At 65.5% G+C, this 26,236-nt stretch carries 22 protein-coding genes and 1 tRNA gene; 18 read left to right on the top strand and 5 right to left on the bottom strand.

The features are described 5' to 3' along the window. Positions 1-52: 52 nt before the first annotated feature. The 9 genes from folP to phoR all read left to right on the top strand — a co-directional run bounded on the left by folP (position 53) and on the right by phoR (position 9,712). The gene (gene folP / locus M3I53_RS32530; protein WP_254319938.1) at positions 53-958 is read left to right on the top strand and encodes a dihydropteroate synthase; all 906 of its coding nucleotides are present in this window, start codon (positions 53-55) and stop codon (positions 956-958) included. 98 nt (positions 959-1,056) lie between these two features. After that, the gene (gene glmM, locus M3I53_RS32525; RefSeq protein ID WP_254319916.1) at positions 1,057-2,409 is read left to right on the top strand and encodes a phosphoglucosamine mutase; all 1,353 of its coding nucleotides are present in this window, start codon (positions 1,057-1,059) and stop codon (positions 2,407-2,409) included. 413 nt (positions 2,410-2,822) lie between these two features. Continuing rightward, positions 2,823-3,854, top strand: coding sequence for a phosphate ABC transporter substrate-binding protein PstS (gene pstS, locus M3I53_RS32520; protein WP_254319915.1), 1,032 nt, complete (start codon positions 2,823-2,825; stop codon positions 3,852-3,854). Between the two features lie 206 nt (positions 3,855-4,060). After that, positions 4,061-5,047, top strand: coding sequence for a phosphate ABC transporter permease PstC (pstC, locus tag M3I53_RS32515; RefSeq protein WP_254319914.1), 987 nt, complete (start codon positions 4,061-4,063; stop codon positions 5,045-5,047). After that, on the top strand, positions 5,044-5,940 hold the full coding sequence (pstA, locus tag M3I53_RS32510) for a phosphate ABC transporter permease PstA (protein WP_254319913.1): 897 nt from the start codon (positions 5,044-5,046) through the stop codon (positions 5,938-5,940). Before pstC ends, pstA begins: the two co-directional genes overlap by 4 nt. A gap of 18 nt (positions 5,941-5,958) precedes the next feature. Beyond that, complete coding sequence (gene pstB / locus M3I53_RS32505) at positions 5,959-6,807, top strand: phosphate ABC transporter ATP-binding protein PstB (protein ID WP_254319912.1); 849 nt, start codon at positions 5,959-5,961, stop codon at positions 6,805-6,807. A gap of 19 nt (positions 6,808-6,826) precedes the next feature. Continuing rightward, positions 6,827-7,531 carry a phosphate signaling complex protein PhoU gene (phoU, locus tag M3I53_RS32500; RefSeq protein ID WP_254319911.1) on the top strand — a complete coding sequence of 235 codons (705 nt, stop codon included), beginning with the start codon at positions 6,827-6,829 and terminating at the stop codon, positions 7,529-7,531. Between the two features lie 34 nt (positions 7,532-7,565). Then, positions 7,566-8,267, top strand: coding sequence for a phosphate regulon transcriptional regulator PhoB (gene phoB / locus M3I53_RS32495; protein WP_042261377.1), 702 nt, complete (start codon positions 7,566-7,568; stop codon positions 8,265-8,267). Between the two features lie 131 nt (positions 8,268-8,398). Beyond that, the gene (gene phoR / locus M3I53_RS32490) at positions 8,399-9,712 is read left to right on the top strand and encodes a phosphate regulon sensor histidine kinase PhoR (protein ID WP_254319910.1); all 1,314 of its coding nucleotides are present in this window, start codon (positions 8,399-8,401) and stop codon (positions 9,710-9,712) included. Positions 9,713-9,791: 79 nt separating this feature from the next. On the opposite strand, the gene ppk1 is transcribed toward phoR, so the two are convergent. Continuing rightward, on the bottom strand, positions 9,792-11,855 hold the full coding sequence (ppk1, locus tag M3I53_RS32485) for a polyphosphate kinase 1 (RefSeq protein ID WP_254319909.1): 2,064 nt from the start codon (positions 11,853-11,855) through the stop codon (positions 9,792-9,794). 256 nt (positions 11,856-12,111) lie between these two features. On the opposite strand from ppk1, the gene ppx reads away from it, so the two are divergent. Next, positions 12,112-13,671 (top strand): exopolyphosphatase, encoded by a 1,560-nt coding sequence (gene ppx / locus M3I53_RS32480; RefSeq protein WP_375542616.1) that lies wholly within the window; start codon positions 12,112-12,114, stop codon positions 13,669-13,671. A 113-nt stretch (positions 13,672-13,784) separates the two neighbouring features. Here ppx and M3I53_RS32475 read toward each other — a convergent pair whose 3' ends face one another. Both M3I53_RS32475 and sixA read right to left on the bottom strand, forming a co-directional pair. After that, positions 13,785-14,603 carry a GNAT family N-acetyltransferase gene (locus M3I53_RS32475; RefSeq protein WP_069262530.1) on the bottom strand — a complete coding sequence of 273 codons (819 nt, stop codon included), beginning with the start codon at positions 14,601-14,603 and terminating at the stop codon, positions 13,785-13,787. A 220-nt stretch (positions 14,604-14,823) separates the two neighbouring features. Beyond that, entirely contained in the window at positions 14,824-15,288 is a 465-nt protein-coding gene (gene sixA, locus M3I53_RS32470; RefSeq protein WP_254319908.1) for a phosphohistidine phosphatase SixA, read from the bottom strand. A gap of 163 nt (positions 15,289-15,451) precedes the next feature. Here sixA and M3I53_RS32465 point away from each other — a divergent pair. The 5 genes from M3I53_RS32465 (at position 15,452) to M3I53_RS32445 (ending at position 23,497) form a co-directional block, all read left to right on the top strand. After that, positions 15,452-15,528, top strand: a tRNA-Pro gene (locus tag M3I53_RS32465). Between the two features lie 172 nt (positions 15,529-15,700). After that, positions 15,701-17,317, top strand: coding sequence for an NAD(P)/FAD-dependent oxidoreductase (locus M3I53_RS32460; RefSeq protein WP_254319907.1), 1,617 nt, complete (start codon positions 15,701-15,703; stop codon positions 17,315-17,317). 298 nt (positions 17,318-17,615) lie between these two features. Continuing rightward, positions 17,616-18,473: a translesion DNA synthesis-associated protein ImuA gene (imuA, locus tag M3I53_RS32455; RefSeq protein WP_254319906.1), complete on the top strand. Its 858-nt coding sequence runs from the start codon at positions 17,616-17,618 to the stop codon at positions 18,471-18,473. Beyond that, positions 18,382-19,980: a DNA polymerase Y family protein gene (locus M3I53_RS32450; RefSeq protein WP_254319905.1), complete on the top strand. Its 1,599-nt coding sequence runs from the start codon at positions 18,382-18,384 to the stop codon at positions 19,978-19,980. The genes imuA and M3I53_RS32450 overlap by 92 nt, the downstream gene beginning before the upstream one ends. Before the next feature lie 34 nt (positions 19,981-20,014). Beyond that, complete coding sequence (locus M3I53_RS32445; protein ID WP_254319904.1) at positions 20,015-23,497, top strand: error-prone DNA polymerase; 3,483 nt, start codon at positions 20,015-20,017, stop codon at positions 23,495-23,497. Positions 23,498-23,526: 29 nt separating this feature from the next. On the opposite strand, the gene M3I53_RS32440 is transcribed toward M3I53_RS32445, so the two are convergent. Both M3I53_RS32440 and M3I53_RS32435 read right to left on the bottom strand, forming a co-directional pair. After that, a complete protein-coding gene (locus tag M3I53_RS32440; RefSeq protein ID WP_254319903.1) occupies positions 23,527-24,450 on the bottom strand; it encodes an SDR family oxidoreductase in 924 nt (307 codons plus the stop codon). 11 nt (positions 24,451-24,461) lie between these two features. Continuing rightward, positions 24,462-24,668 carry a heavy-metal-associated domain-containing protein gene (locus M3I53_RS32435; RefSeq protein WP_254319902.1) on the bottom strand — a complete coding sequence of 69 codons (207 nt, stop codon included), beginning with the start codon at positions 24,666-24,668 and terminating at the stop codon, positions 24,462-24,464. A gap of 159 nt (positions 24,669-24,827) precedes the next feature. Here M3I53_RS32435 and cueR point away from each other — a divergent pair, with 159 nt between their 5' ends. From cueR to M3I53_RS32420, 3 genes are all read left to right on the top strand, one after another. Then, positions 24,828-25,283, top strand: coding sequence for a Cu(I)-responsive transcriptional regulator (cueR, locus tag M3I53_RS32430; RefSeq protein ID WP_254319901.1), 456 nt, complete (start codon positions 24,828-24,830; stop codon positions 25,281-25,283). Between the two features lie 267 nt (positions 25,284-25,550). Beyond that, positions 25,551-25,700 (top strand): DUF3563 family protein, encoded by a 150-nt coding sequence (locus M3I53_RS32425; RefSeq protein WP_083245111.1) that lies wholly within the window; start codon positions 25,551-25,553, stop codon positions 25,698-25,700. 184 nt (positions 25,701-25,884) lie between these two features. Continuing rightward, positions 25,885-26,236, top strand: a 352-nt coding sequence (locus M3I53_RS32420) for a hypothetical protein (protein ID WP_254319900.1), incomplete at its 3' end; no start/stop codon positions are given.

Below are 26,236 nucleotides of genomic sequence, written 5' to 3'. Positions count from 1 at the left end.
GCGCTCGCCGCCGCATCTCGTTACACATCTGACGTTTTCTGACGTGCCCAACATCTCCTCGCAAGGTAGTCTCCCACCTGAACCGCTCGCGTGCGGCCGCTTCACGCTGACGTTCGAGCGTCCGCTCGTCATGGGCATTCTCAACGCCACGCCCGACTCGTTTTCGGACGGCGGTCGCTATATCGCTTTCGGCGACGCTTTGCGCCGCGCCGAGCAGATGATGCTCGACGGCGTCGATATCATCGACATCGGCGGTGAATCGACGCGCCCGGGCGCGCCGCCCGTGCCGTTCGACGAGGAGCTCGAACGCGTGATCCCGCTAGTGGAAAAACTCAAGGGCGCGAACGTGCCGCTGTCGATCGACACGTACAAGCCCGAGGTCATGCGCGCGGCGCTTGCGGCAGGCGCCGACATGATCAATGACATCTGGGGTTTCCGGATGCCCGGCGCAATCGAGGCCGTGCGCGAGAGCGACTGCGGGCTATGTGTGATGCACATGCTCGGCGAGCCGCAGACGATGCAGCTGGGCGAGCCCGACTACGTTGACGTCGTGCGAGAGGTGCGCGAGTTTCTCGCCCGACGTTGCGCGGAACTCGAAGCGGCGGGCGTGGCGAAGGCGCGCATCAGCGTGGATCCGGGCTTTGGCTTCGGCAAGTCGGTGGTCGGGCACAATTACGCGCTGCTCGCGCACCTGGCCGAGACGGCGCCAGAGGTCGCGGCAGGCGTCGCGCCGTATCCGATCCTGGCCGGCATGTCGCGCAAGTCGATGCTCGGCGCGCTCGTGAACCGGCCCGCGTCCGAACGCGTGGCGGCGAGCGTGGGGGCGGCCGTGTGCGCGGCGGAGCGCGGTGCGGCGATCATTCGCGTGCACGACGTGGCGCCCACCATAGACGCGCTCAGGATCTGGGCGGCGGTGCGCGACGCGATGTCCGTCGGTACGTCGAACTCACAAGACTGAGCCATTGCCCGGCAGAACGCCGACGGGCGCGAGACGCGCCGCAGCGGATCCGGGTGCCACAATACAGGACAAAGCAGCACCAAACCGAGGGTAGAAAGATGGGACGTCGTTATTTCGGAACTGATGGAGTGCGTGGCAAGGTCGGCGAGGCGCCGATCACGCCCGATTTCGTGCTTCGGCTCGGCTATGCCGCGGGCAAGGTGCTCGCTGGGTCGGCTGCGGCGTCCGGGCCGCGCCCGTCCGTGCTGATCGGCAAGGACACACGTATCTCGGGCTATATGCTCGAAGCCTCGCTGGAAGCGGGGCTTTCGGCTGCGGGCATCGACGTGATGCTGGCCGGTCCGATGACGACGCCCGGCATCGCCTATCTCACGCGCGCGCTGCGGCTCGCAGCGGGCGTCGTGATCAGCGCGTCGCACAATCCCTACTACGACAACGGCATCAAGTTCTTCTCCGCCGACGGCAACAAGCTCCCCGACGAGGTGGAGACGCTAATCGAAGCGCAGCTCGAGCGGCCGCTCGCCTGCGCGCCGTCCGATCAGCTTGGCCGCGCACGCCGCCTGCACGACGCGGGCGGGCGCTACATCGAGTTCTGCAAGAGCACGTTCCCGCAGGCGTTCAATCTGCGCGGCCTGAAGCTCGTGATCGATTGCGCCAACGGTGCGGCGTATGACATCGCGCCGCACGTGTTCCACGAACTGGGCGCGGACGTGATTCCGATCGGTGTGTCGCCGAACGGCTTCAACATCAACGACGGCGTGGGCGCAACCGCGCCCGACGCGCTTGTGCGCGCCGTGCGTGCGAATCACGCGGACCTCGGCATCGCGCTCGACGGCGACGCCGACCGTCTCCAGGTGGTCGATGCACAGGGCCGCCTCTACAACGGCGACGAACTGCTCTACGTGCTCGTGAAGGACCGCATCGCAACCGACGGCACGGTGGAAGGCGCGGTGGGCACGCTCATGACCAATCTCGCGGTGGAGCAGGCGCTCGAAGGCCTCGGCGTGCAGCTGGTACGCGCGAACGTGGGCGACCGCTACGTGCTGGAGCAACTGCGCGAGCGCGGCTGGCAGCTCGGCGCGGAAGGCTCGGGCCACATTCTGTCGCTCGACCGCCACACGACCGGCGATGGCATCGTCTCGGCGCTGCTCGTGCTAGCGGCGATGAAACGCAGCGGCAAGACGATCGCGCAACTTCTCGACGGCGTGAAGCTGTTTCCGCAGAAGCTCATCAACGTGCGCATCGCGCAGGGCGCCGACTGGAAAGACAACGCCGAGATCCAGCAGTCGATCGCTTCCGCCGAGGCGGAATTGAAGGGCAAGGGCCGTGTGCTGATCCGCGCTTCGGGGACGGAGCCGGTGCTGCGCGTAATGGTCGAGGCCCGCGAGGAGCGCGACACGATGCATTACGCCGAGGCGATCGCCAGCGCGGTGAAGCGTTCGATCGCATGATCGCCGGCTAGTAAGCCGCGCGGCTGAGCGGCGCCGGCATCAAACCGATGAGCACGACGTTGCGATGCCCCGTCGTACTCATCTTTTTTGCCGTTTTTTCGACGTTGCAACGGAAGCACGCAAACGTTTAAAACAGTGGCAGAACCGTTTGCAAACCGTTTTCGAGCAATTCCCCGAATTTTTCCCTCCGACCCCTACATGGCCGGGAGACGCCCGTCTGGCGGCTTTCCAGCTGCCGAAGCACTGGCAGGCCATGACGCAAACGCGCGTGCAAACTCGCCCAAAACGCATCTCCACGCGCCTTTCAGCCAGTAATCGAACTGTCACGTTCGCTTCATGAATCGTCACAGTACTGTCACAGAGACCCCCTAAGCTTCGCGGTGTCGTTCATCCGCTCACACACTGGAGGTCTCATGAAATTGATGCAAACCGCGCTCGCTGGCGTTGCTGGCGCGCTCTTCGCGATCGCAGCGCAGGCTGCTGACATCACCGGCGCGGGCAGCACCTTCGCAGCACCGATCTATACGAAATGGGCGGATGCCTATCAAAAGTCGGGCGGCGGCAAGGTGAACTACCAGGGCATTGGCTCGTCGGGCGGCATCAAGCAGATTCAAGCCAAGACGGTGGACTTCGCAGGCTCGGACGCTCCGCTGAAGGACGAGGATCTGGCCAAGGAAGGCCTGTTTCAGTTCCCGACGGTGGTCGGCGGCGTCGTGCCGGCGATCAACGTGCCGGGCGTGAAGCCGGGCGAGGTCACGCTGTCGGGCCCGGTGCTCGGCGACATCTACCTCGGCAAGATCAAGAAGTGGAACGATCCGGCCATCGTCGCGCTGAACCCGAAGGTCAAGCTGCCTGACCTCGACATCGCCGTGGTCCGCCGCGCCGACGGTTCGGGCACCAGCTTCATCTGGACGAATTACCTCTCGAAGGTCAACCCCGACTGGAAGAGCAAGGTCGGCGAAGGCACGACCGTGAGCTGGCCGACGGGTACGGGCGGCAAGGGCAACGACGGCGTCGCAGCCTTCGTGCAGCGTCTGCCGGGCGCGATCGGCTACGTCGAGTGGGCGTACGCCAAGCAAAATCACATGGTCTACACTGCCATGAAGAACGAGTCGGGCGCTGTGGTTCAGCCGGACACGGAAACGTTCAAGGCAGCGGCCGCTGGCGCGGACTGGAAGAAGTCGTTCTACCAGATCCTCACGAACGAGCCGGGCAAGGACGCATGGCCGGTGGTTGGCGCGACCTTCGTGCTGCTGCACACGGCACAGGACAAGCCGGACCAGGGCAAGGAAACGCTCAAGTTCTTCGACTGGGCGTTCAAGAATGGCACGCCGGCTGCTGACAGCCTCGATTACATCTCGCTGCCGCAGTCGGTCGTGAGCGAAATCAAGTCGCAGTGGAAGGAGAAGGTCAAGGACGCGAGCGGCAAGCCGATCGCTGAGTAAGCAAGGCGTCAGGCAAGTGTAAAAAAGGCCGCCGCGTGACGCGCGCGGCCTGTTCGCTTGTGGCTTGCCTGAATCCGCGCTGTCCATGATGTGCCGCCCGCCTTCCGGCTGTCAGTGTTCACGGCCGCAAGCCGGGCGATCTGCAGTCCCACGGCTGCGTCAACGTCGTGAGCCCCGCGCTCGCGGCAACTGGAACCCAGGTCACCATGTCCGACGTCCCGCTCGTGTCGAACCCGCCCGGCAACGCCGCGCAGCAAAAAGCGCCCAGCCCGGCAGGGGACATCATTTTCGGCGGCCTCGCACGCCTCGCCGCAATCGTCACGCTGCTGCTGCTCGGCGGCATCATCGTGTCGCTGATCATCGCCTCGTTGCCGACGATCCAGAAATTCGGTTTCGCATTCCTCTGGACTGCCGACTGGGATCCACCCAGTGAGCAGTTCGGCGCGCTCGTGCCCATCTACGGCACGATCGCCACCTCGCTCATCGCGCTCATCATCGCCGTGCCCGTGAGCTTCGGCATCGCGCTGTTCCTCACCGAGCTTTCGCCCGCGTGGCTGCGCCGCCCGCTCGGCATCGCCATCGAACTGCTCGCCGCGATCCCTTCGATCGTCTACGGTATGTGGGGTCTGCTCGTGTTTGCGCCGATCTTCGCGCAGTGGTTCGAAAAGCCGCTCGGCTCGCTGCTCGGGGGCATGCCGATCGTTGGCGCGCTGTTCCAGGGCGCGCCCATCGGCATCGGCATTCTGTGCGCCGGCGTGATTCTCGCGATCATGATCATTCCGTATATCGCGTCGGTCATGCGCGACGTGTTCGAAGTCACGCCCGTGCTGCTCAAGGAGTCGGCCTACGGCATTGGCTGCACGACCTGGGAAGTGATGTGGAAGATCGTGCTGCCGTTCACCAAGACCGGCGTGATCGGCGGCGTGATGCTGGGTCTCGGCCGCGCGCTCGGCGAGACGATGGCCGTCACGTTCGTGATCGGCAATACGAACCTGCTCGACAACGTGTCGCTCTTTTCGCCGGGCAACAGCATCACCTCGGCGCTTGCCAACGAGTTCGCGGAAGCGAGCCCGGGCCTGCACACCGCCGCGCTGATGGAACTCGGCCTGATCCTGTTCGTGATCACGTTCATCGTGCTGTCGATCTCGAAGCTCATGTTGCTGCGCCTTGAAAAAGCGGAGGGTGCGCGATGAGCGAACCGATGATGAAAATTCCGGGTGCGATTTACGGCACCGAACTTGATCGCATGCGCGACAAGCTGCAGCGCCGCCGCCGTGTGACCAACGCGATCGCGCTCACGCTCTCGCTTGCCGCCATGGCGTTCGGCCTTCTTTGGCTCGTGTGGATTCTCTACACGACGATTTCGCTCGGCATCGGCGGTCTTTCGGTGGATCTGTTCACGCAGTCGACGCCGCCGCCGAACACCGATGGCGGCGGTCTCGCCAACGCCATCGTCGGCAGTCTGCTGCTCGTTGCGATCGCAACGTTCGTCGGCACGCCGATCGGCATTCTCGCGGGCATCTATCTCGCCGAATACGGCCAGAAGGGCTGGCTCGCGGGCGTCACGCGCTTCATCAACGACATTCTGCTGTCGGCGCCTTCGATCGTCGTGGGCCTGTTCGTCTACGCACTCGTCGTGGCGAAGATGGGCCACTTCAGCGGCTGGGCCGGCGCGATCGCGCTCGCACTGCTGCAGGTTCCGATCGTGATTCGCACGACCGAGAACATGCTCAAGCTCGTGCCGAACAACCTGCGTGAAGCGGCATTCGCGCTCGGCACGCCGAAGTGGAAGATGGTGATGTCGATCACGTTGAAGGCGTCGATCGCCGGTATCGTGACGGGCGTGCTGCTGGCGGTTGCGCGTATTGCAGGCGAAACCGCGCCGCTTCTCTTCACCGCGCTGTCGAACCAGTTCTTCACCGCGAACATGAATCAACCGATCGCGAACCTGCCGGTCACGATCTTCAAGTTTGCGATGAGCCCGTTTTCGCAGTGGCAATCGCTTGCGTGGGCCGGTGTCTTCCTGATCACGCTGGGCGTGCTGGGTTTGAACATCCTCGCGCGCACGATCTTTTCGAATAAGTAAGCAAGGGCGGAGTTCCCGATGAACATGGCAGAGAGTCACCTCAACACCGATGCGCACGGTACTGCGCCGTCCGGCTTCGACCCCGCTCAGAACGGCCGCCTGCCGGCCCTCGGCAAGCCGAAGATCGAAGTCAAGGACCTGAACTTCTTCTACAACAAGTATCACGCGCTGAAGAACATCAACCTGCAGATTCCCGAAGGCAAGGTGACGGCGTTCATCGGCCCTTCGGGCTGCGGCAAGTCCACGCTGCTGCGTACGTTCAACAAGATGTACGCGCTCTATCCGGAGCAGCGTGCCGAGGGCGAGATCCTCATGGACGGCGAAAACCTGCTGACCACGAAGCGCGACATCTCGCTCCTGCGCGCACGCATCGGCATGGTGTTCCAGAAGCCGACCCCGTTCCCGATGTCGATTTACGACAACATCGCGTTCGGCGTAAAGATGTTCGAATCGCTTTCGCGCCCGGAAATGGATGACCGCGTGGAATGGGCGCTCACCAAGGCCGCGCTGTGGAACGAAGTGAAGGACAAGCTCGGCCAGAGCGGCTACGGCCTCTCGGGCGGCCAGCAGCAGCGCCTGTGTATCGCGCGCGGCATTGCGATCCGCCCCGAGGTGCTGCTGCTCGACGAGCCGTGCTCGGCGCTCGACCCGATTTCCACGGGCCGTATCGAAGAACTGATCGCGGAACTCAAGAGCGATTACACGGTGGTGATCGTCACCCATAACATGCAGCAGGCCGCGCGTTGCTCGGACTACACTGCTTACATGTACCTTGGTGAGCTGATCGAGTTCGGCGACACCGAAAAGATCTTCATCAAGCCGGTCCGCAAGGAAACGGAAGACTACATCACCGGCCGCTTCGGCTGATCGTTGCAGGGAGCAAATCATGTCCGACAAACACTTGTCCAGTCAGTTCGACGCCGATTTGAACCTCATTTCGTCGAAGGTCCTCGAAATGGGCGGGCTCGTCGAATCGCAAATCATCACGGCAATGCAGGCATTGAACGAGTTCGACAGCGCCGCCGCCGAGCGCGTGATCGCCGCTGAAGACCGCCTCAACACGATGGAAGTCGAGATCGACGAAGAGTGCAGCAACATCATCGCGCGCCGCCAGCCGGCCGCGCGTGACCTGCGCCTCGTACTCGCCATCTCGAAGACCATCACGAACCTCGAGCGCGCCGGCGACGAAGCCGAGAAGATCGCCAAGCGCACCAAGCGCCTGATGGAAGACGGCGCTTCGCGCGCCGTCAACATCGCCGAGATCAAGGTCTCGGGCGAAATGGCCGTGTCGATCCTGCGCCGTGCACTCGACGCGTTCGCGCGGCTCGACACCGTGGCTGCCGCGCAGATCGTGCGCGACGACAAGGCGATCGACGAGGAATTCCGCGCGTTCGTGCGCAAGCTCGTGAGCTACATGATGGAAGATCCGCGCACGATTTCGGTGGGCCTCGACTACCTGTTCATCGCCAAGGCGATCGAGCGGATCGGCGACCACGCGAAGAACATCGCGGAATTCATCATCTACATCGTGAAGGGCACCGACGTGCGCCACAAGTCGCGCGACGCGCTCGAACGCGAAGCGCTCAGCTAATTCACTCCATAGGTAACAAGGTCAAGAGGTGCCGATGCCTAGCAGCATTCTCGTCATCGAAGATGAGCCCGCCATTTCCGAGCTGATTTCGGTGAACCTGCAGCACGCAGGCCACTGCCCGATCCGCGCCTACAACGCGGAGCAGGCGCAGAACCTGATCAGCGATGTGCTGCCCGATCTCATCCTGCTGGACTGGATGTTGCCGGGCAAGTCGGGTGTGAACTTCGCGCGCGATCTGCGCAACAACGAACGCACGAAGCACATTCCGATCATCATGCTGACCGCGCGCGGCGACGAGCAGGACAAGGTGCTCGGCCTCGAAATCGGCGCTGACGACTACGTGACGAAGCCGTTCTCGCCCAAGGAGCTGATGGCGCGCATCAAGGCGGTGCTGCGCCGCCGCGCGCCGCAGCTTACGGAAGACGTGGTGGCGATCAACGGTCTTAAGCTCGATCCGGCCACGCACCGCGTGGCCGCCGCCGCCGAAGGCTCGGAAATCAAGCTCGATCTCGGCCCGACCGAGTTCCGCCTGCTGCACTTCTTCATGACGCATCCCGAGCGCGTGCACAGCCGCACGCAACTGCTCGATCAGGTGTGGGGTGATCACGTGTTCGTGGAAGAGCGCACGGTGGACGTGCATATCAAGCGTCTGCGCGCCGCTCTCAAGCCGGCAGGGTGCGATGCTATGATCGAAACGGTGCGCGGCAGCGGCTACCGTCTCGCCAAGAGCGCCTAAGCTCGATCAATGGCCGCGCCGCGGGGTGAGTCACCGGGCGGCGCGACCGTTTCACTGCCGCCGGTATCCGTGTGTAGCAACTCGATGTCGCGTGCCCGCATCCGACCGTATTTTTCTTCGATCGCAGGAACATGAACATCATCTGGGCGCGCTCCCTCGTATCGATCGTGTTGCTCGCGCTCATTTGCGCGGGTATCGGCGCGATTTTCGGCGTCAAGATCGCGCTGAGCATCGCCGTGCTGGCGCTGCTCGCGCAAATGCTCTTCAGCACGTTTCACAAGCAGCGTCTGTGGCGCCTGCTCGACGCGCCGGTCTACGGCGAAGTGCCGAGCGCTCCCGGCATCTGGGGCGAAATCTACTACCGTCTGCATAAGCTCGCGAAGCGCTGGCACGCTCAGGTGCGCCAGGTGGAGCAGCAGCATTCGCGCTTTATCCAGGCGATTCAGGCTTCGCCCAACGGCGTCGCCATGCTCGACGACCACGACCAGATCGAGTGGTGCAACGCGATCTCGGAAGTTCACTTCGGCCTCGACGCCAGGCGCGACCTGCGACAGCACATCACGCATCTCGTGCGTCAGCCCGACTTCGTGCGCTACCTCAATTCGCACGATTACAAGGACATGCTGATCATGCGCGGCATGGGTGCGAAGCGTCAGAACGTGATCTCGGTGCAGGTGTTTCCGTACGGCGAGAACCGCAAGCTCATTCTGTCGCAGGACATCACGGAACTCGAGCGCACCGACGCCATGCGGCGCGACTTCGTGGCCAACGTCTCCCACGAACTGAAGACGCCGATCACGGTGCTCTCCGGCTTCCTCGAGACGATGCGCGAGCTGCCCCTTGGCGAAGCCGAGCGCAACCGCTACCTGGAGCTGATGGAGCAACAGGCCTCGCGCATGCGCCACATCGTCACCGATCTGCTCGTGCTCGCCAAGCTCGAAGGCGAGGGGCGCCAGCCCGGCGACCACATGGTCGATATGCGCGCGGTGCTCGGGCACGTGCGCGAGGACGCCGAAAGCCTCTCGGGCGGGCGTCACCGCATCACGGCCGATTTCGACGATGGACTGAGCGTCACCGGTTCCGAAACCGAGATCATGAGCGCGCTCGGCAATCTGGCGACCAACGCGGTGCGCTACACGCCGGACGGCGGCACGGTGCATCTGTCGTGGCGCGCGGAACACGGCAGCGCAGTCTTCGCGGTCACCGACAGCGGCCTCGGCATTCCTGCCGCCGATATTCCGCGCCTGACCGAGCGCTTCTATCGCGTGGATCGCAGCCGCTCTCGTGACACGGGCGGCACCGGACTGGGTCTCGCGATCGTCAAGCACGTGCTGCAGCGTCACGACGCGGCGCTCGAAGTGAAGAGCGAGGAAGGGCGGGGCAGCACGTTCACGGTGCGCTTCCCGACCGCGCGCACGACTAGACGGCAGCCGGCGCCGGTGTAACGAAGCGCCGCCGCGATTGAAAAAGCCGCTTCATTCGAAGCGGCTTTTTTGCGTTCGGCGTTATTGCTCCGTCAAGGCATCACGGACAGAACTTCGCCAGCAAGCTCAACTGGGCATTACGCACGGCCTTGCCCGCGCGCCGGCGGCGATAGTGGCCGTCGCTTTGCATGAGCCACGCCGATTGATTGTCGCCGAGGAAAGTGGAAAGCCCTTCGGCGATCACGCGGCGCTTGAGCCTGCGGTCGTGGATCGGGAACGCCACTTCGACGCGACGGAACAGGTTGCGATCCATCCAGTCCGCGCTGGACAGGTAGACTTCTTCCTTGCCGCCCGCATAGAAGTAGTAGATGCGATGGTGTTCGAGGAAACGCCCGACGATCGAGCGCACCGTGATGTTCTCGGAGAGCCCGGGCACGCCCGGCTGCAACGAGCACACGCCGCGGATGATCAGATCGATCTTCACGCCGGCCTGCGATGCTTCGTACAACTCGTCGATCACGGTCGGCTCGAGCAGCGCGTTCATCTTCGCGACGATGCGTGCCTTCTTGCCCGCGCGCGCGGCGTCGGCTTCGTTGCGGATCGCCTCAATCATCTTCGGATGCAGCGTGAACGGCGACTGCCACAGATCGTGCAGCTGCAGCTCGCCGCCGATGCCTGTGAGCTGCTGGAAGACGTGGTGCACGTCCTCGCACATCTTCGGCTCCGAGGTCATGAGGCCGAAGTCGGTATAGAGGCGCGCGGTGCGCGGATGGTAGTTGCCCGTGCCCAGGTGCACGTAGCGGCGCAGCACCATGCGGCCGTTCACGGGCACGCGGCGCACGATCAGCATCATCTTGGCGTGGCACTTGTGGCCCACCACGCCGTACACCACGTGCGCGCCCACGGCTTCGAGCTGCGCGGCCCAGTTGATGTTGGTCTCTTCGTCGAAGCGCGCGAGCAGCTCCACCACCACGGTCACTTCCTTGCCGTTGCGCGCGGCCTGCATGAGCGCGTCCATGAGCGGCGAGTCGGTGCCGGTGCGGTAGATCGTCTGCTTGATCGCGACCACGTTCGGATCGTTCGCGGCCTGCAGCAGCAGTTCGAGCACGGGCTGGAAGCTCTCGTACGGATGATGCAGGAGCACGTCGCCCTGATCGATCACATCGAACATGTTGCTGTTCGCGGCGATGCGCCGCGGAATGGCGGGCACGTGCGGCACGAACTTGAGGTCGGGGCGATCGACCATCTCGGGCAACTGCATGAGCCGCACGAGATTCACGGGGCCATCGACGAAATAGCAGTCTTTTTCGTCGAGACCGCTTTCGTCGAGCAGGCGTTTCACGAGATGCGGGGGCGTTTCCGCCGACACTTCGAGCCGCACCGCATTGCCCAGGTGGCGCGCGGGCAGTTCGCCCTGCAGCGCCACGCGCAGGTTGGTGATTTCGTCCTCGTCGACGAAGAGTTCACTGTTGCGCGTGATGCGGAACTGGTTGCAACTGCGCACGACGAGGCTCGGGAACAGCTCGCCCACGAAGCGCTGCAAGAGCGAGCCGAGCAGCACGAAGCCGTGCTGGAAGCCGGAAAGCTCCTGCGGCATGCGCACGAGGCGCGGCAGCGCGCGCGGCGCCTGCACGATGCCCATGACGGCCTGCCGCCCGAATGCGTCCTTGCCTTCGAGTTCGACCACGAAGTTCAAGCTCTTGTTGAGCACGCGCGGGAACGGGTGCGCGGGATCGAGCCCGATGGGCGTGAGAACGGGCAGCAGTTCGTCGAAGAAATATTTGCGCGCCCATGCGGTTTGCGCTTCGTTCCAGGCGTCGGTGCCGTGGAAGTAGATGCCTTCCTGTTCGAGCGCGGGCAGCACGGTGTCGTGCAGCATGCGGTACTGGCGATGCACGAGACGCTGCGCGCGCTCGACCACGAGGTCGTACACGTGCTGCAGCGACATGCCGTCGGGCGAGAGCACGCCCGGGTTGTCGCGCATCTGCTCCTGAAGCCCGGCCATACGGACTTCGAAGAATTCGTCGAGGTTGCTGCTGGTGATACAGATGAAGCGCAAGCGCTCCAGCAAAGGAACAGCGGGATCGGACGCCTGTGCGAGCACGCGCTCATTGAATCCCAGAATGCCCAGTTCGCGATTGAGTAGGGGATAGCGGATGGACATCGGCAATGAAAACGGAATGTCAGGAATGGATTCGAACGGACGCTCGGAAATTCTCACAGTAATATGACTTTATTGTGACATTCGAAGTGTCATAAATTTTACGCCGCATTTTCACGAAATCGACAAGTCGCGTTGCGAACATGCACGCTGGGTAAAAGTACCCATGGTCATGACGAATGCGAGGAGCGACATGGTGAAGTCGGCTACGCTTAAAATGACGCATTTGGACCGCGCGGCGGCGGCGCAACAAGCCCGCATGGCCGCGCGTTCGTCTCTGTATGCACGCATGGAGCCTGCCCCCTCGATGGTCACCAATCCCCAACTGCTTGCCGCCGTCGATCTCGGTTCGAACAGCTTTCGTCTGATCGTAGGCCGCGTCGAGGAAACCGACGCCGGCAGCCAGATCTACCCGGTGGACGCGCTGCGCGAACCGGTGCGCCTCGCGGCCGGCCTCTCGAGGGACAAACTGCTCGACCGCGCCTCGCAGGTGCGCGGCTGGGATGCGCTCAAGCGTTTCGGCGAGCGGCTGCGCGACTTCCATCCCGACCAGGTGCGCGCGGTGGCGACCAATACGCTGCGTGTCGCCAAGAACGCGCGCGAGTTCCTCGCCGAGGCGGAAGCCGCGCTCGGTTTCCCGATCGAAGTGATCGCGGGGCGAGAAGAAGCGCGTCTCATCTATGCGGGCGCCGCGCACTCAGTGCCGGCGAGCGCGGGCAAGCGCTTCGTAGTGGACATCGGCGGCGGCTCGACGGAGTTCATCATCGGCGCGCACTACACGCCGATCCGCATGGAAAGCCTCTATATCGGCTGCGTGAGCCATAGCCGCCAGTTCTTCCCCTCGGGCAACGTCGACGAGTACACCATGCGCCAGGCCGAGCTCGCGGCCACGCGCGAAATCCAGATCATTTCCGCCGACTATCGCAAGACCGGCTGGGACCAGGCGATCGGCTCGTCGGGCACGGCGCGCGCGCTCGCGGAACTCGTCGAGGCGAACGGCTTCAACGATCCCGGCGTCTCGCATGGCATTTCGCGCGGCGGCCTCGAGCGCCTGAAGCGCGCGCTCATCAAGGCCGAGAACGTCAACCGGCTCAAGCTCGTCGCGCTCAAGCCCGACCGCATTCCGGTGCTGGCGGGCGGTCTCTCGATCATGATCGCGGTGTTCGAGGAACTCGGCATCGACTACGTCGATACCACGGACGGCGCACTGCGCCTGGGCGTGCTCTACGACCTGCTGGGTCGCTCGCAGCACGAGGACATGCGTACGGTCACGGTGGAGGGCTTCATGCGCCGCTACGGCGTGGATCGCGCGCAGGCGGGGCGCATTGGCGAGCTGGCCGTGAAGTTCTACGACCAGTTCGAGGAGCCCGACGAGGAGCGCCGCGAAGAGAACCGCATGTTCCTCGCATGGGCGGCGTCGCTGCACGAAATCGGGCTTTCCATCTCGCACAGCGCGTATCACAAGCATTCGGCCTACATCGCCAGCAACGCCGACATGCCCGGCTTCTCGCGCACCGATCAGGCGCGCCTCGCCGCGCTCGTGCTCGGCCACGTGGGCAAGCTCGGCAAGCTCTCGCAAACACGCGATGTGGAATGGACGCTGCTGTTCTGTCTGCGCCTCGCCGCGCTGCTCACGCGCCGCCGCGCCGATGTCGGCCTGCCGCACATCAAGGTGGTGGAGGAGGGCAACGGCTACGAAGTGTTGCTGCCCAATGCCTGGGTCCAGAACAATCCGCTCACCGATTACAACCTCGTTCAGGAAGCGGCGGAATGGGGCAAAATCGGCATTCCGTATCGCGTGGTCTATACGGAGGAGTGAGCGTCGCGCGCTGCGCGTCTCGCCGATTAAAAAGCCCGGCTCGTTGGTGAGCCGGGCTTTTTTGTCCACTGGCTTTGCCCGCGGAATTTGCCCAACGAAGGGCAGATGAGGCCTTAGCGCGTGACGGCTTCGCCGAGGAAGTGGCGCGCGTAACGCTCGTTGATTTCCGAGAGGCGGAAGAGCGTGAGGAAGTCGGCGGTGTTGAAGTCGGGGTCCCAGGCGGGCGCACCGCATATTTTCGCGCCAAGGCGCAGGTAGCCCTTGATGAGCGGCGGCGGCACGGCGGGCGTGCCGGTGCGCAGTTCCTCGACGGGCAGCGGCGTGTGCGGGAATGCGCGGTACTCGGGCGCCGTCAGCGCGTTCGCGCCGAGCGCGCAGTACAGGTTCGCCGCGTAGTGGCCGCCGTCAGCCATGGCGACGCTCGCGCAGCCGAGCATCGTCTCGTAGCCGTTGTGCTGCATATAGCCGCCCAGACCGCCCCACAGCGACATGATGACCGAGCCGCTGCGGTAGTCGGGATGCACGCACGAGCGGCCCACCTCGACCATTTTCGGGCGCAGATGCGCGAGGCGCGAGACGTCGAATTCGCTTTCGGCATACAGGCGGCCGATGCGCGCCGCCTGGTGCGGCGGCAGCACGCGGTAGGTGCCGACGACCTTGAGCGTGTCGAGGTCGCGCACGAGCAGGTGATCGCAGTAGGCGTCGAAGGCGTCGACGTCGAGGCCGGCGGGGCCGGTCAGGCGTGCGCCCATCTCTTCGGCGAAAACGCGGTAGCGCAGGCGCTGCGCCTCGCGCAGTTCCTCGTCGGTGCGAGCCCAGGCCACCTGCAGCCGATGCTGCGCGGTGACCGTTTCTTCGGCACGCGGCAAGCGTCGGTTCGACTCGAACAGCGTCGAGGCGAACGGCAGGGTGGGCGTCGGCAGATCTCGCATGGGGCGTCCTGGTCGGAAGTAAGAGAACTTTTCCGGCAATGTAGTAATACGCGGTTACGTTTCCATGAAATCGCAATGACGATTCGATGACGTGGCGTAAGACAGACGCACGAGTGGGCCCGAAAAACCGGGGGCGGCGGGAGCGTTTGGAAGTGGGCTTGAAGCGCTGTGGGGCCGCGTACAGGCGGCCCGGTGGGCAGGCGCAGGCGGGGGCGGAGGGCTAAACGAGGTCAGGCGTGATGGCGGCGTGCAGGACGGCCTGGTCGCCGCCGTCGCGCTCACGGCTCGCGAGCCACAGCACGCCGGCCTTCTTCACGGCCCAGCTGCGCGAATCGGCGCCTCCCGAGAGCAGCCGCGCCGCGACTTCGCCGAGCGTGGGCTGATGGCCGACCACGACGACCGTGGACGCGAGGCCCTCGGGCCAGCCGACGGCGGTCAGCACCTGCTCGACGCTCGCGTCGGGGGCGAGTTCGCGCACGACGCGATATTGATCGGTGAGCGCCTCGGCGGTCTGGATGGTGCGGGTGGCGGGGCTGGCGAGGATCACCGCGTCGTGGGGCAGGCGAGCGCGCAGCCAGCGCGCGACGTTCTGCGCCTGCTTGCGCCCGCGCGTGGTGAGCTGGCGGGAGAGGTCGCTGGCGGCGATGTCTTCGGCTTCGGCGTGGCGCCAGAGGATGAGATGCATGACGTCTCCTTGTCTGGTTATATGGGTGGACGTACGGCGTTTGCTGTCATGGTGCACGCCTGGCTGGTCTGCGGCAAGCGCGTGAGGTCGATCTCTTTTTTGGCTTTATGATTCGCTCGGATTTGACGGCGCGGCATCATTACCGATACAATCATTGATTCGTCGGAGCGTAGCGCAGCCTGGTAGCGCATCTGATTTGGGATCAGAGGGTCGTAGGTTCGAATCCTATCGCTCCGACCAGCAATACCGAGGGGTTACACGCCATTGGCCTGTAGCCCCTTTTTGTTTTTCTCCCACGTTGGGTCATACGCGCTCGCGTTTCGTCGTCCGGCTTGCGTTCCATTGGAAAAGCCGCCGAGCTTATAAAATACGGATCGGCCACAGTCCCGGTGGCGATCGCACCCTGGCAGCCATGTTACGTTTATCCGAAGTCAAACTCCCCCTCGACCACGCCGAAAGCGAACTTGAAGCCGCGATTCGGGGACGCCTCGCGGATCTCGGCGTGGGGACGGATGCGCTCGTGCGTTACACCGTATTCCGCCGTGCGCACGATGCACGCAAGCGCTCGGATATCAAGCTGACCTATATCGTCGACGTCGAAGTCAAGGACGAAACGGCCGCGCTCAGGCGGATCGCCGGCAAGCCGCATTGCGGCATCACGCCGGACATGACCTACCGCTTTGTCGCCAAGGCCCCCGAGCACTCGACGCGTGCGCGTCCGGTGGTGATCGGCATGGGGCCCTGCGGCTTGTTCGCGGGACTGGTCCTCGCGCAGATGGGTTTTCGTCCCATCATCCTCGAACGCGGCAAGGCCGTGCGCGAGCGCACCAAGGACACCTTCGGGCTGTGGCGAAAGTCCGTGCTCAACCCCGAATCCAACGTGCAGTTCGGCGAAGGCGGGGCCGGGACGTTCTCCGACGGCAAGCTGTACAGCCAGATCAAGGATCCGCACCACTATGGCCGCAAGGTGCTCGAGGAGTTCGTCAAGGCGGGCGCGCCGGAAGACATCCTGTATCTGAGCCGGCCGCACATCGGCACGTTCCGTCTCGTGAGCATGGTGGAAAAAATGCGCGCCACCATCCACGAGCTGGGCGGTGAGGTGCGCTTCGAAAGCCGCGTCGAAGACATCGAAATCGAACAGGGCAAGGTGCGCGCGCTCAAGCTTTCGAACGGGGAGACGCTGCCGTGCGACCACGTGGTGCTGGCCGTCGGCCACAGTGCCCGCGACACGTTCGAGATGCTGCACGATCGCGGCGTTTTCATGGAAGCCAAGCCGTTTTCGCTGGGCTTTCGGATCGAGCATCCGCAGGGAGTGATCGATCGCAGCCGTTTCGGCAAGTTTGCGGGCCACAAGCAACTCGGCGCGGCCGACTACAAGGTGGTGCATCACGCCAACAATGGGCGGGCGGTCTATAGCTTCTGCATGTGCCCGGGCGGCACGGTGGTCGCGGCGACCTCCGAACCCGGCCGCGTGGTCACCAATGGCATGAGCCAGTATTCGCGGGCCGAGCGCAACGCAAATGCGGGCATCGTCGTCGGCATCACGCCGGAGGACTATCCGGGCGGTCCGCTCGCGGGTATCGCCTTCCAGCGCAAGTGGGAAGAGCGGGCATTCGAACTCGGCGGCGGCAACTATCAGGCGCCGGGCCAGCTGGTCGGCGACTTTATCGCCGGCCGTCCGTCGACGTCGCTCGGCTCCGTGGTGCCGTCTTACAAGCCGGGTGTGCACCCGACCGATCTCAGCACCGCGCTGCCCGACTACGTGATCGAAGCCATCCGTGAGGCCCTGCCTCAGATCGACAGGAAGATCGCAGGCTTCGCGATGCACGATGCCGTGCTCACCGGCGTGGAGACGCGCACGTCGTCGCCGCTGCGCATTCGGCGCAAGGACAATTTCCAGAGCATGAACGTCGAAGGCCTGTATCCGGCCGGCGAAGGCGCCGGGTATGCCGGTGGTATCTACTCGGCGGCCATCGACGGCATCGAAGTGGCGCAAGCCGTGGCGCTCGATTTGACGTCGGCGTCCTGATAGCGACTAACCCCGCGCCGTTTATCGCAGTGGGCCAGCCCGCGTCGGGCTGGCGGTGAGCATTAAGCGGCGTTTGCCCCGGACGTCAGCACGACGTCCGGCGGCCGATCCATCGCGCAAGAGCCTGGATCAGCATTTTGCAATGGATCGCAAAATGACCCATCCCCAATTTCCGCCTCCTCCAATCTCCAAAAATACTGTATAAATATACAGGTGGAGGCGAGTCGACCTCCTTCCTGCCGATGCCCCATTTCTTGCCGGGCAGGGCGGAGCGTTCCCATCAATCAGGCCACGAACCATGGCAGCAGCAGCCCAGATCACTGCGCAGACCACCGCGCAACTCGCCGCGCACTTGCCCCCCCGGCTGCAAAGCCGCGTGTGGCAAGGCGATCAGCTCGCGCGAGCTAGCGAGCGCACGGTGCCGAGCGGCCACGCTACGCTCGACGACCAGCTCCCCGGCGCCGGCTGGCCCTCGGGCAGCCTGACCGAGCTGCTCGTCGAGCAGGGCGGCGTGGGCGAGATGCGGCTCGTCGCGCCGGCGCTGCGCGCGCTCACCGCGCAGGCGGGCCGGCACGTGCTGCTCGTCGCGCCGCCGTGGCGCCCATACGCCTGCGCGCTCAAGGCATGGGGGCTCGCGCTCGAACGCGTGATCTGGGTGCGCGCGGCCGAAGGCGAGGCCGCCTGGGTGGCCGAGCAGGCGCTCAAGCAGGAAGGCATGGGCGCCGTGCTGCTCTGGCAGACGAAGGCGCGCGCCGACGCCGTGCGCCGTCTGCAGGTCGCCGCCCAGGATTCGCAGGCGCTCGCGTTTCTCGTGCGGCCGCTCGCCGCGCGCAACCAGTCGTCGCCGGCGCCGCTGCGCATGACCTGTTCGCCGGTGCCGCCGCCCGACGACGCGAACCTGAACCGCCGGCAATGGATGCAGCTCGCTGCGCTCTCCGTCGATATTTTCAAGCGCCGCGGGCCGCCGCCCGCCCAGCCACTCGTCATTACATTGCCGCTGCAGGACGCGGTGCTGCCCCAGCCGGACGCAGCTTCCGTCGTCATGCCGTGGCCCGGGGTCAATCATGCTGTGGATCGCCGTCACCTTGCCGTTGTTGCCGCTGGAGGCCGTCAGACCTCTGATGCCGCCGGCGCCGTCAACGCCGCTTCTGCCTGAAAGCGTCGATGCCGATGTCGCCGGCGCGCCGCGCTGCTACGCGCTCGCCGACCATACGCGCATCCTGATCCCCGATCTCGATGCGCGGCGCGCAGGCGTCGAGCCCGGCAACACGCGCTCGCATGCGCTTGCGCTCGCGCCGGGGCTCGTGCTGCTCGAAGCCGATCCGGCGCGCGAGACCCGCGCGTTCGAGGCGCTCGCGCTCGCGTTGCTCGCCTATACGCCCAAGGTGTCGTTCGCGCAGTCGCACACGCTGTTGCTCGAAGTCGGCTCGGGCTTGCGTCTGTTCGGCGGCGTGCGTGCGCTGCTCGCCAGGGTCACGGCGACGGTGGCCGGCTGCGGGCACGCCGCGCGCATGGCGTGTGCGCCCACGGCATGGGGGGCGTGGACGCTCGCGCAGGCGCACGTCACGCGTTCGTCGCGCCGCTGGCACGTGCTCAAGGAAACGACGCTCGCGCGCGTGCTCGACTCACTGCCGGTCACGCTTGCGCCGTTCGCCGCGCAGCACGACCACGCGCTCACGCAGATCGGCTGCGCGACGCTCGGCGACTTGCGGCGGCTGCCGCGCGACGGCATCGTGCGGCGTTTCGGCGACGGCGTGCTCCGCTGGCTCGCGCAGGCGCGCGGCGAGGCGCCCGATCCGCGCGTCTGGTTTGCCGCGCCGCCGTCGTTTCACGCGTCGCTCGAATTGCAGGCGCGCGTGGAGAGCGCGGAGGCGCTCCTCTTTGCCGCGCGCCGGCTCGTGATGCAGCTGGCCGGCTGGCTGGCTGCACAGCACGCGGCGTTGAGCGGCTTCGAGCTGCGTCTGGAGCACGAACTGGCTTCGCGTCACGCACCGCGCACCTCGACGCTCACGATCGCCTGGGCATCGCCTTCGCGCGACGCCGAGCATCTGCTGTGGCTGCTTCGCGAGCGCCTGAATCAGACCGAGCTCGCCGCGCCCGTGATCGGCCTTGCGCTCGTCGCCTCGCAGGTGAGCGAATATGCGGCGCCTACCGACACGCTCTTTCCGATGGCCGAGGCTGCCGAGGCGTCGCTCGGGCAGCTCTTCGAGCGCATCGGCGCGCGGCTTGGCGAGCAGAACGTGCTGCAGCTTTTCGTCGAGGACGATCACCGGCCCGAACTGGCGATGTCGGCGCGGCCTTACCGCGAGAGCGGCGCGAAGCGTACGCGCAAGCCGCGCAAGGCAGGCAAGCCGCAGCAGGAAGCCGGCGCGAGCGCGCCCGTGCAAAGCGCCTTCGACCTGCCGGAGGTGCCGCTGCCGACCCAGCCGCGTCCCGCGTGGCTGCTCGAAAAGCCGCTCAAGCTCGCGACGCGCGGCGAGCGGCCCGTTTATCGACGGCCGCTGAAGACGCTCACGCGCACCGAGCGCATCGAGTCCGGCTGGTGGGACGGCGAGGGCGTCGGGCGCGACTACTATGTCGCCGCCGACGACCAGGGCCGCATGTTCTGGCTGTATCGCGAGCGCATTGGCGGCCAGTGGTATCTGCAAGGGCTGTTCGGCTAGCGCTTATTCGTCGTTCTTTCGGGTTTCAGGAATCATGTCGATCAGCGGGACGGGCGCGTCGTCGCCTCCACAGTTGCCGGCGCAGTTGGCCGCGCAGCTGCCTGACTACGCCGAGCTGCACTGCCTGACCAATTTCACCTTCCTGCATGGCGCGTCGCGCCCGGGCGAGATGGTGGAGCAGGCGATCCGCCACGGCTACCGCGCGCTCGCGATCACCGACGAATGCTCGTTCGCGGGCGTCGTGCGCGCCTGGAGCGCGCTCAACGAATACGACGAGGCGCGCAAAAAAGCGTATGACGAAGCCGTGCGCGAGGCCCAGGGCCGCGGCGGCCATGCCGCCGCCGCGGCCCTGGGCCCGTTCGAGCCGTCGCTGCACCTGCTGATCGGCAGCGAGCTGAATCTCGTCGACGAACATGGCGCACCGTTCTGCACGATCGTTGCGCTCGCAACGACACGCGAAGGCTACGGCAACCTCTGCGAGCTGATCACGCTGGCGCGCTCGCGGGCGGCAAAGGGCAGCTATCGCGTGCATCCCGCCGATTTCACCGAGCCCGAGCCGGGATTCGAGCATCTGAAGCACTTGCGCGAATGCGTATTGCTGCTCGTGCCGCGGCGCGCGGCCACGCTCGCGCAAACGCTGCGCGCCGCGCACTGGCTCGCGGGCTTCGCGGCCGAGCGCGCCTGGCTCGCGCTCGAACTCTGGCAAACCGGCGGCGACGACACGCAGATCGAAGTGCTGCGCCACGTCTCGCAGGAGAGCGGCCTGCCGCTCGTCGCGGCGGGCGGCGTGCTGATGCACGCCCGTTCGCGCAAGCCGTTGCAGGATACGCTGAGCGCGATCCGTATCGGCAAGCCGCTCGCTTCGTGCGGGCGCGCGCTGGAAGCGAATGCGGAGCGGCATTTGCGCTCGCGCGTGCGGCTTGGCGCGATTTATCCGCGCGAGGCGCTCGACGCGACACTCGACGTCGCGTGCCGCTGCACGTTTTCGCTTGGCGAGCTGGCCTACGAATATCCCGAGGAACTGGTGCCGCCCGGCGAGACGCCCCAGTCGTGGCTGCGCAAGCTCGTGATCAAGGGCGCACTGGAGCGCTGGCCCGACGGCCTGAACGACAAGCGCCGGGATCAGATCGACCAGGAACTCGGGCTCATCGGCGAGCTGAAGTACGAGAAGTACTTTCTCACGGTGCACGACATCGTCCGCTTCGCGCGCGATCAGAAGATCCTGTGCCAGGGGCGCGGCTCGGCGGCGAACTCGGTGGTTTGCTACTGCCTGAAGATCACGGAGATCGACCCCGTGCGCATGAACATGCTCGTGGCGCGTTTTCTCTCTCGCGCGCGCAACGAGCCGCCCGACATCGACGTCGACTTCGAGCATCAGCGCCGCGAAGAAGTCATTCAGTACATCTACCGCAAGTACGGCACGCGCCGCGCCGCGCTGGCCGCGACGCTCATCACCTATCGCTCGCGCAGCGCGTTGCGCGACGTCGGCAAGGCGCTCGGCCTCGACAATGCGCTCGTCGAAAAGCTCTCGGGCGCGCATCAGTGGTGGGACGGCCCCGATTCGATCGCGCGCCATCTGGAGGAAGCGGGCTTTTCGCCCGACTCGCACGTGACGCAACAGCTCATCGGCCTCACGCGCGAGCTGCGCGGTTTTCCGCGCCATCTCTCGCAGCACGTGGGTGGTTTCGTGATCGCGCGCGACAAGCTCTCGCGCCTCGTGCCGATCGAAAACGCGGCGATGAAGGACCGCTACGTGATCGAGTGGGACAAGGACGATATCGACGCGCTGCGGCTGTTGAAAGTGGACGTGCTCGCGCTCGGCATGCTCTCGGCGATCCGCCGCTCGCTTGAATTCGTGGCGCTCAGGCGCGGGCTGCCCGAGATGCGCGTGCAGGACATTCCGGTCGAGGACCCGGCGGTGTATCGCATGTGCGCCAGGGCCGATACGGTCGGCGTGTTCCAGATCGAGTCGCGCGCGCAGCAGAGCATGTTGCCGCGTTTGCGGCCGTGCACGTACTACGACCTCGTGATCCAGGTGGCCATCGTGCGGCCGGGGCCGATCCAGGGCGACATGGTGCATCCGTACCTCAAGCGCCGGCACGGCGACGAGGCGGTGGAATATGCGAAGGAAGAATTGCGCCCGGTGCTCGAACGCACGCTCGGCGTGCCGATCTTCCAGGAGCAGGTGATGCATCTCGCGATGGTCGCCGCGGACTACACCGGTGAGGAAGCCGACAAGCTGCGCCGCGCGATGGCCGCATGGCGGCGCGATGGAGACCTGCGGCCGTATCAGGCCGATCTCACGCAGCGCATGCTCAAGAAGGGCTACTCGCCGGAATTCGCCGAGCGCATCTGCAAGCAGATCGAGGGTTTCGGCGACTACGGCTTTCCGGAAAGCCATGCGGCGAGTTTCGCGCTGCTCGTCTACACGAGTTCGTGGCTCAAGCGTTACGAGCCCGCCGCATTTCTGGCAGGACTGCTGAATAGTCAGCCGCTCGGTTTCTATTCGCCTTCCCAGCTCGTGCAGGATGCGAAGCGTCATGGCGTGCAGGTGCGTGCGCCCGATATTGCGTTGAGCGACTGGGCGTCGGTGCTGGAGCAGCGCGGCGCACCCGGCGAGCGGCTCGACGATGAGGCGGTTCGCGCGCGCAACGCCGAGGGGTTGCGTTATCGCGCGCTGCTGGGCGCGGTCGCGTTGACGCGCAGGGGCACGCTCAAGCGCGGCGGTCGGCGGCACAGGTTCATGGACGGCCTCAAGCGCGTCGTGCGCACGCGCATTACGCTTGCGCCGCCGCGCTATGGACGCGGCGGCCCGGCCGTAAGGCTCGGCTTCAGTCTCATCAAGGGCTTTTCCGAAGATGCCGCGCGGCGTGTGATTGAGGCGCGCGATCGTGCGCCGTTCACCGATGTCGACGATCTCGCGCGCCGCGCGGCGCTCACGCGGCGCGAGCTGGAAGCGCTGGCGGCGTCGAACGCGCTCGCGAGCATCGCGGGCCACCGGCGCGAGGCGTGGTGGGCCGTGACCGCGCAGCACGCGGTGCCGGCGCTGTTGCGCGATGCGCCCGTGGCCGAAGCGCCGCTTGCGTTGCCGCGCGCCTCCGAAGGCGCGGAAATCGTCGCCGATTACGCGAGCCTGCGCCTCACGCTCAATCGCCATCCGCTCGAACTGCTGCGCCACGGCCTCGCGAAGCAGCGTTTTCGCACGGCGGAGCAACTGGCGCACTGCCGGCACGGCATGCTCGCGCGCGTGTGCGGGATCGTGACGGTGCGGCAGCGGCCGGGCACGGCGAACGGCACGATCTTCGTGTCGCTCGAGGACGAGACCGGCAGCGTCAACGTGATCGTGCACGCATCGCTCGTCGAGTCGCAGCGCAAGGAACTGCTAGGGTCTTCGCTGCTGGCGGTGGCGGGCGTGGTGCAGCGCGAGGGCGAGGTCGTGCATCTCGTGGCGCACCGGCTGGAGGACCACAGCCGGCTGCTCGGGCGGCTCGCGACGGAGAGCCGCAATTTTCACTGACTATTCGCCGTTGAGCAGCCGGCTCGCCGCTACGCGTCGCGCTGCCCGCCGTCTCTCATGAACGCGTCGAGCACGGCGCGAATCGCCGCGTCGAACGGCGTGCAGCGCCCCATCCCCAGCGTTTCGAGGCGGCTCGAATCGAGATGACAGTCGCGCGGACGCGGTGTGGCGTCGGTGGGCGTCGGCTGTGCGAGCAGACGCGCCTCTACGCCAAGTGCCTGTGCAATCCGTTGGGCGATGTCGTACTTCGTCATCGGCTCGTCGCCGGACCACTGCGCGACTCCGCGCACCGGCGTGCCGTCGGCGCAGCGCAGCAACAGTTCGCGGATCACGAACGCCACGTCGGGCGTGAAAGTGGGGTAGCGCGTGGCCCACGCGTCCATCGGCGCCGGCTGCGCCCCGGGCTCTACCGAAGCGACGATGGCCGGCACGAGACTCGTGACCGCCGATTCGTGCCAGCCGACGATCGGCCCGTACAGCAAGGGCAGGCGCAGCACGAGGGCGTTGTCGCTGGTCTCGAGCAAGGCCCGCTCGCCTTCGAGCTTGCTATGGCCGTAGGCGTTGAGCGGATTCGGCGTGTCGTCGATGCGGTACGGCGGCTCGGAGCCGTCGAAGACGTAGTCGGTGGAGATCGAGAGCACCCACGCGCCGCGCCGCCGCGCCGCCGCGGCGACGCTGCGCACCGCATCGACGTTGAGCGCGCGCGCCGCCGCCGGATCGTGCTCGCACACGTCGGGGCGGCGCTCGGCGGCGGCCAGCACGATCGCGTCGGGCGCCTCGCGCTCGACGAAGGCGTTCACGGCCTGCGCGTCGCGCACGTCGAGCACAGTCTGCTGCGGGCCGCCGTGACGGAACGCGGTCGGCACGACTTGCCAGGTGGTCACGGCGGCGAGTTCGCGCACCAGGGCGCGCCCGAGCAGGCCAGACGCGCCGATCACGGCAACCTTGAACATGGCTCGGCCCGTCAGACGCTGGCCGTGCCGACGACGGTGTAGCCGGCTTCGTCGATCGCCGACTTCAGGACTTCGGCGCTCTGGCTCGATTCGACCTTCACGCGGCCCGCGGGCAGATCGATCTCGACCCTGGCTTGCGCGTCGTGTTCGTGGATCGCGCGCGTGACCGCGCCTACGCAGTGCTGGCAGCTCATGCCTTCGACGTTGAACTGGATCATCGTGTGTTCCTTTTTCAGAGATTGAGGCTTGTTACTCGATGTGAGGCCGCCGGCGGATTATGCCAGCGGGGTCCGGTTGTCGCGCTGGACCTTCCCATTGTGGGAAGGTGTACGCTCAGAGCAGTGATCAAACGATTGACCAGACAGCGGGAGAACGGCGTGAACATCGGCGAAGCGGCGCGTGAATCGGGTGTCACGGCAAAAATGATCCGGTACTACGAAAGTGTCGGGCTGCTGGTGCCCAAAGGGCGCACGGAGTTCGGCTACCGGGTTTATGGCGCGCAAGAAGTGCATTCGCTGCGCTTCATCCGCCAGGCGCGCCGGCTCGGCTTTCTGGTAGAGGACATCCGGCGCCTGCTGGCGCTCTGGCACGACCGTTCCCGCGCGAGCGCCGAGGTCAAGTCCATCGCGCTCGAACATGTCGCGGAACTCGACCAGCGCATCGCCGAGCTCTCTCAGATGCGCGATACGCTCGCCCACCTGGCCTCGCACTGCCAGGGCAACGACCGGCCCGACTGTCCGATCATCGAACGGCTTGCCGACGTTGCCCCGGAAGACTGCCACGAGCCCGGCCACGTTCACAGAACGCAGGTGCAACCGCGGCGGGCAAATTGACGCAACCGCATTGGGCGCGTGCACCGTATTGGTGCGATACAACGGGATTGCCGCCAACTCTCGGCGAATCCGCCGGAAATTGTGTCGATAAAACATGATGTTGCCGATCCGCACCGATGGGTCATTCCAGAATGGAATGCACAGCATTCGGGCAATTCACTAGCAAAGTTCGGTGCAACCGCTACAATACGGGTTATCCCTGATGAGGGTTATCCCTGATGCGAATTCACCGGGGATCGCCGAACCGAATCCTTGGAGCACACCGTCATGTTTGCATTCCTTCTTGAAAAGCTGAGCAACTGGTTTGAAACTGCTGAACGTCGTCGTCGCGAAGCGTATCTCGCCTCGTCGGCCGATATCGTCCAGCTCGAGCAGCGCCTTCGTTCGATCGAAACGAACGGCTACAACTCGCTGTAAGCCAATTTCCGCCGGGCTCTAGCCGGGTTGAAGCAGCACGATCTCAAGCCCCGCATCGGCGGGGCTTTGTCATTTCTGCACCGCCGATGGAACAGAGTCTGAGCCTTCCCACCGGGGTAAGGTAAAGTCTTTTTTGCGACGAGCCGTCATCGCAATGGTGTCGCTTTCTCTCCGGGGGCCGTTCATGGTGCAAGACCGTATTTCCCACCGCACGCCGGTATTGCCTCGCCGCGCGTTGCGTGGTTTTTCTGTTGCGCGTGCAGGCCTGATTGCCGTCGTCATGGCGTGCGCCAGCGCCGGCGTGCATGCCGGGCAGCCGCTCATTCTGGATACACAAAGAGGGATCAGCGACGGTCAACCGGGGCTGGTGCTGCAAAACGCGCCGCTCTCGCACGAGCCGATGGTTCAGGCGGTGCAACCGGCGGGTCTCGCGCCGGATTCGTCGCAGCCCTACGTCGTCGCGCCGTACGTGGAAGTGCAGCAGGGCGGCGGGCGGCCGACTCCGCCACCGCGCCCCCCGCGCCCCCCTCATCGCC

Source organism: Paraburkholderia sp. CNPSo 3272 (genome assembly GCF_024206495.1).
Taxonomy (GTDB): domain Bacteria; phylum Pseudomonadota; class Gammaproteobacteria; order Burkholderiales; family Burkholderiaceae; genus Paraburkholderia.
This window is presented reverse-complemented; position numbering and strand designations above follow the sequence as displayed.

What these genes read in the sequence shown, in the direction of transcription:
- glmM (WP_254319916.1), top strand. Translation starts at nt 1,057, where the DNA reads ATGGGACGTCGTTATTTCGGAACTGATGGAGTGCGTGGCAAGGTCGGC.
- pstS (WP_254319915.1), top strand. Translation starts at nt 2,823, where the DNA reads ATGAAATTGATGCAAACCGCGCTCGCTGGCGTTGCTGGCGCGCTCTTC.
- pstC (WP_254319914.1), top strand. Translation starts at nt 4,061, where the DNA reads ATGTCCGACGTCCCGCTCGTGTCGAACCCGCCCGGCAACGCCGCGCAG.
- pstA (WP_254319913.1), top strand. Translation starts at nt 5,044, where the DNA reads ATGAGCGAACCGATGATGAAAATTCCGGGTGCGATTTACGGCACCGAA.
- pstB (WP_254319912.1), top strand. Translation starts at nt 5,959, where the DNA reads ATGAACATGGCAGAGAGTCACCTCAACACCGATGCGCACGGTACTGCG.
- phoU (WP_254319911.1), top strand. Translation starts at nt 6,827, where the DNA reads ATGTCCGACAAACACTTGTCCAGTCAGTTCGACGCCGATTTGAACCTC.
- phoB (WP_042261377.1), top strand. Translation starts at nt 7,566, where the DNA reads ATGCCTAGCAGCATTCTCGTCATCGAAGATGAGCCCGCCATTTCCGAG.
- phoR (WP_254319910.1), top strand. Translation starts at nt 8,399, where the DNA reads ATGAACATCATCTGGGCGCGCTCCCTCGTATCGATCGTGTTGCTCGCG.
- ppk1 (WP_254319909.1), bottom strand. Translation starts at nt 11,855, where the DNA reads ATGTCCATCCGCTATCCCCTACTCAATCGCGAACTGGGCATTCTGGGA.
- ppx (WP_375542616.1), top strand. Translation starts at nt 12,112, where the DNA reads ATGGCCGCGCGTTCGTCTCTGTATGCACGCATGGAGCCTGCCCCCTCG.
- M3I53_RS32475 (WP_069262530.1), bottom strand. Translation starts at nt 14,603, where the DNA reads ATGCGAGATCTGCCGACGCCCACCCTGCCGTTCGCCTCGACGCTGTTC.
- sixA (WP_254319908.1), bottom strand. Translation starts at nt 15,288, where the DNA reads ATGCATCTCATCCTCTGGCGCCACGCCGAAGCCGAAGACATCGCCGCC.
- M3I53_RS32460 (WP_254319907.1), top strand. Translation starts at nt 15,701, where the DNA reads ATGTTACGTTTATCCGAAGTCAAACTCCCCCTCGACCACGCCGAAAGC.
- imuA (WP_254319906.1), top strand. Translation starts at nt 17,616, where the DNA reads ATGGCAGCAGCAGCCCAGATCACTGCGCAGACCACCGCGCAACTCGCC.
- M3I53_RS32450 (WP_254319905.1), top strand. Translation starts at nt 18,382, where the DNA reads ATGCTGTGGATCGCCGTCACCTTGCCGTTGTTGCCGCTGGAGGCCGTC.
- M3I53_RS32445 (WP_254319904.1), top strand. Translation starts at nt 20,015, where the DNA reads ATGTCGATCAGCGGGACGGGCGCGTCGTCGCCTCCACAGTTGCCGGCG.
- M3I53_RS32440 (WP_254319903.1), bottom strand. Translation starts at nt 24,450, where the DNA reads ATGTTCAAGGTTGCCGTGATCGGCGCGTCTGGCCTGCTCGGGCGCGCC.
- M3I53_RS32435 (WP_254319902.1), bottom strand. Translation starts at nt 24,668, where the DNA reads ATGATCCAGTTCAACGTCGAAGGCATGAGCTGCCAGCACTGCGTAGGC.
- M3I53_RS32425 (WP_083245111.1), top strand. Translation starts at nt 25,551, where the DNA reads ATGTTTGCATTCCTTCTTGAAAAGCTGAGCAACTGGTTTGAAACTGCT.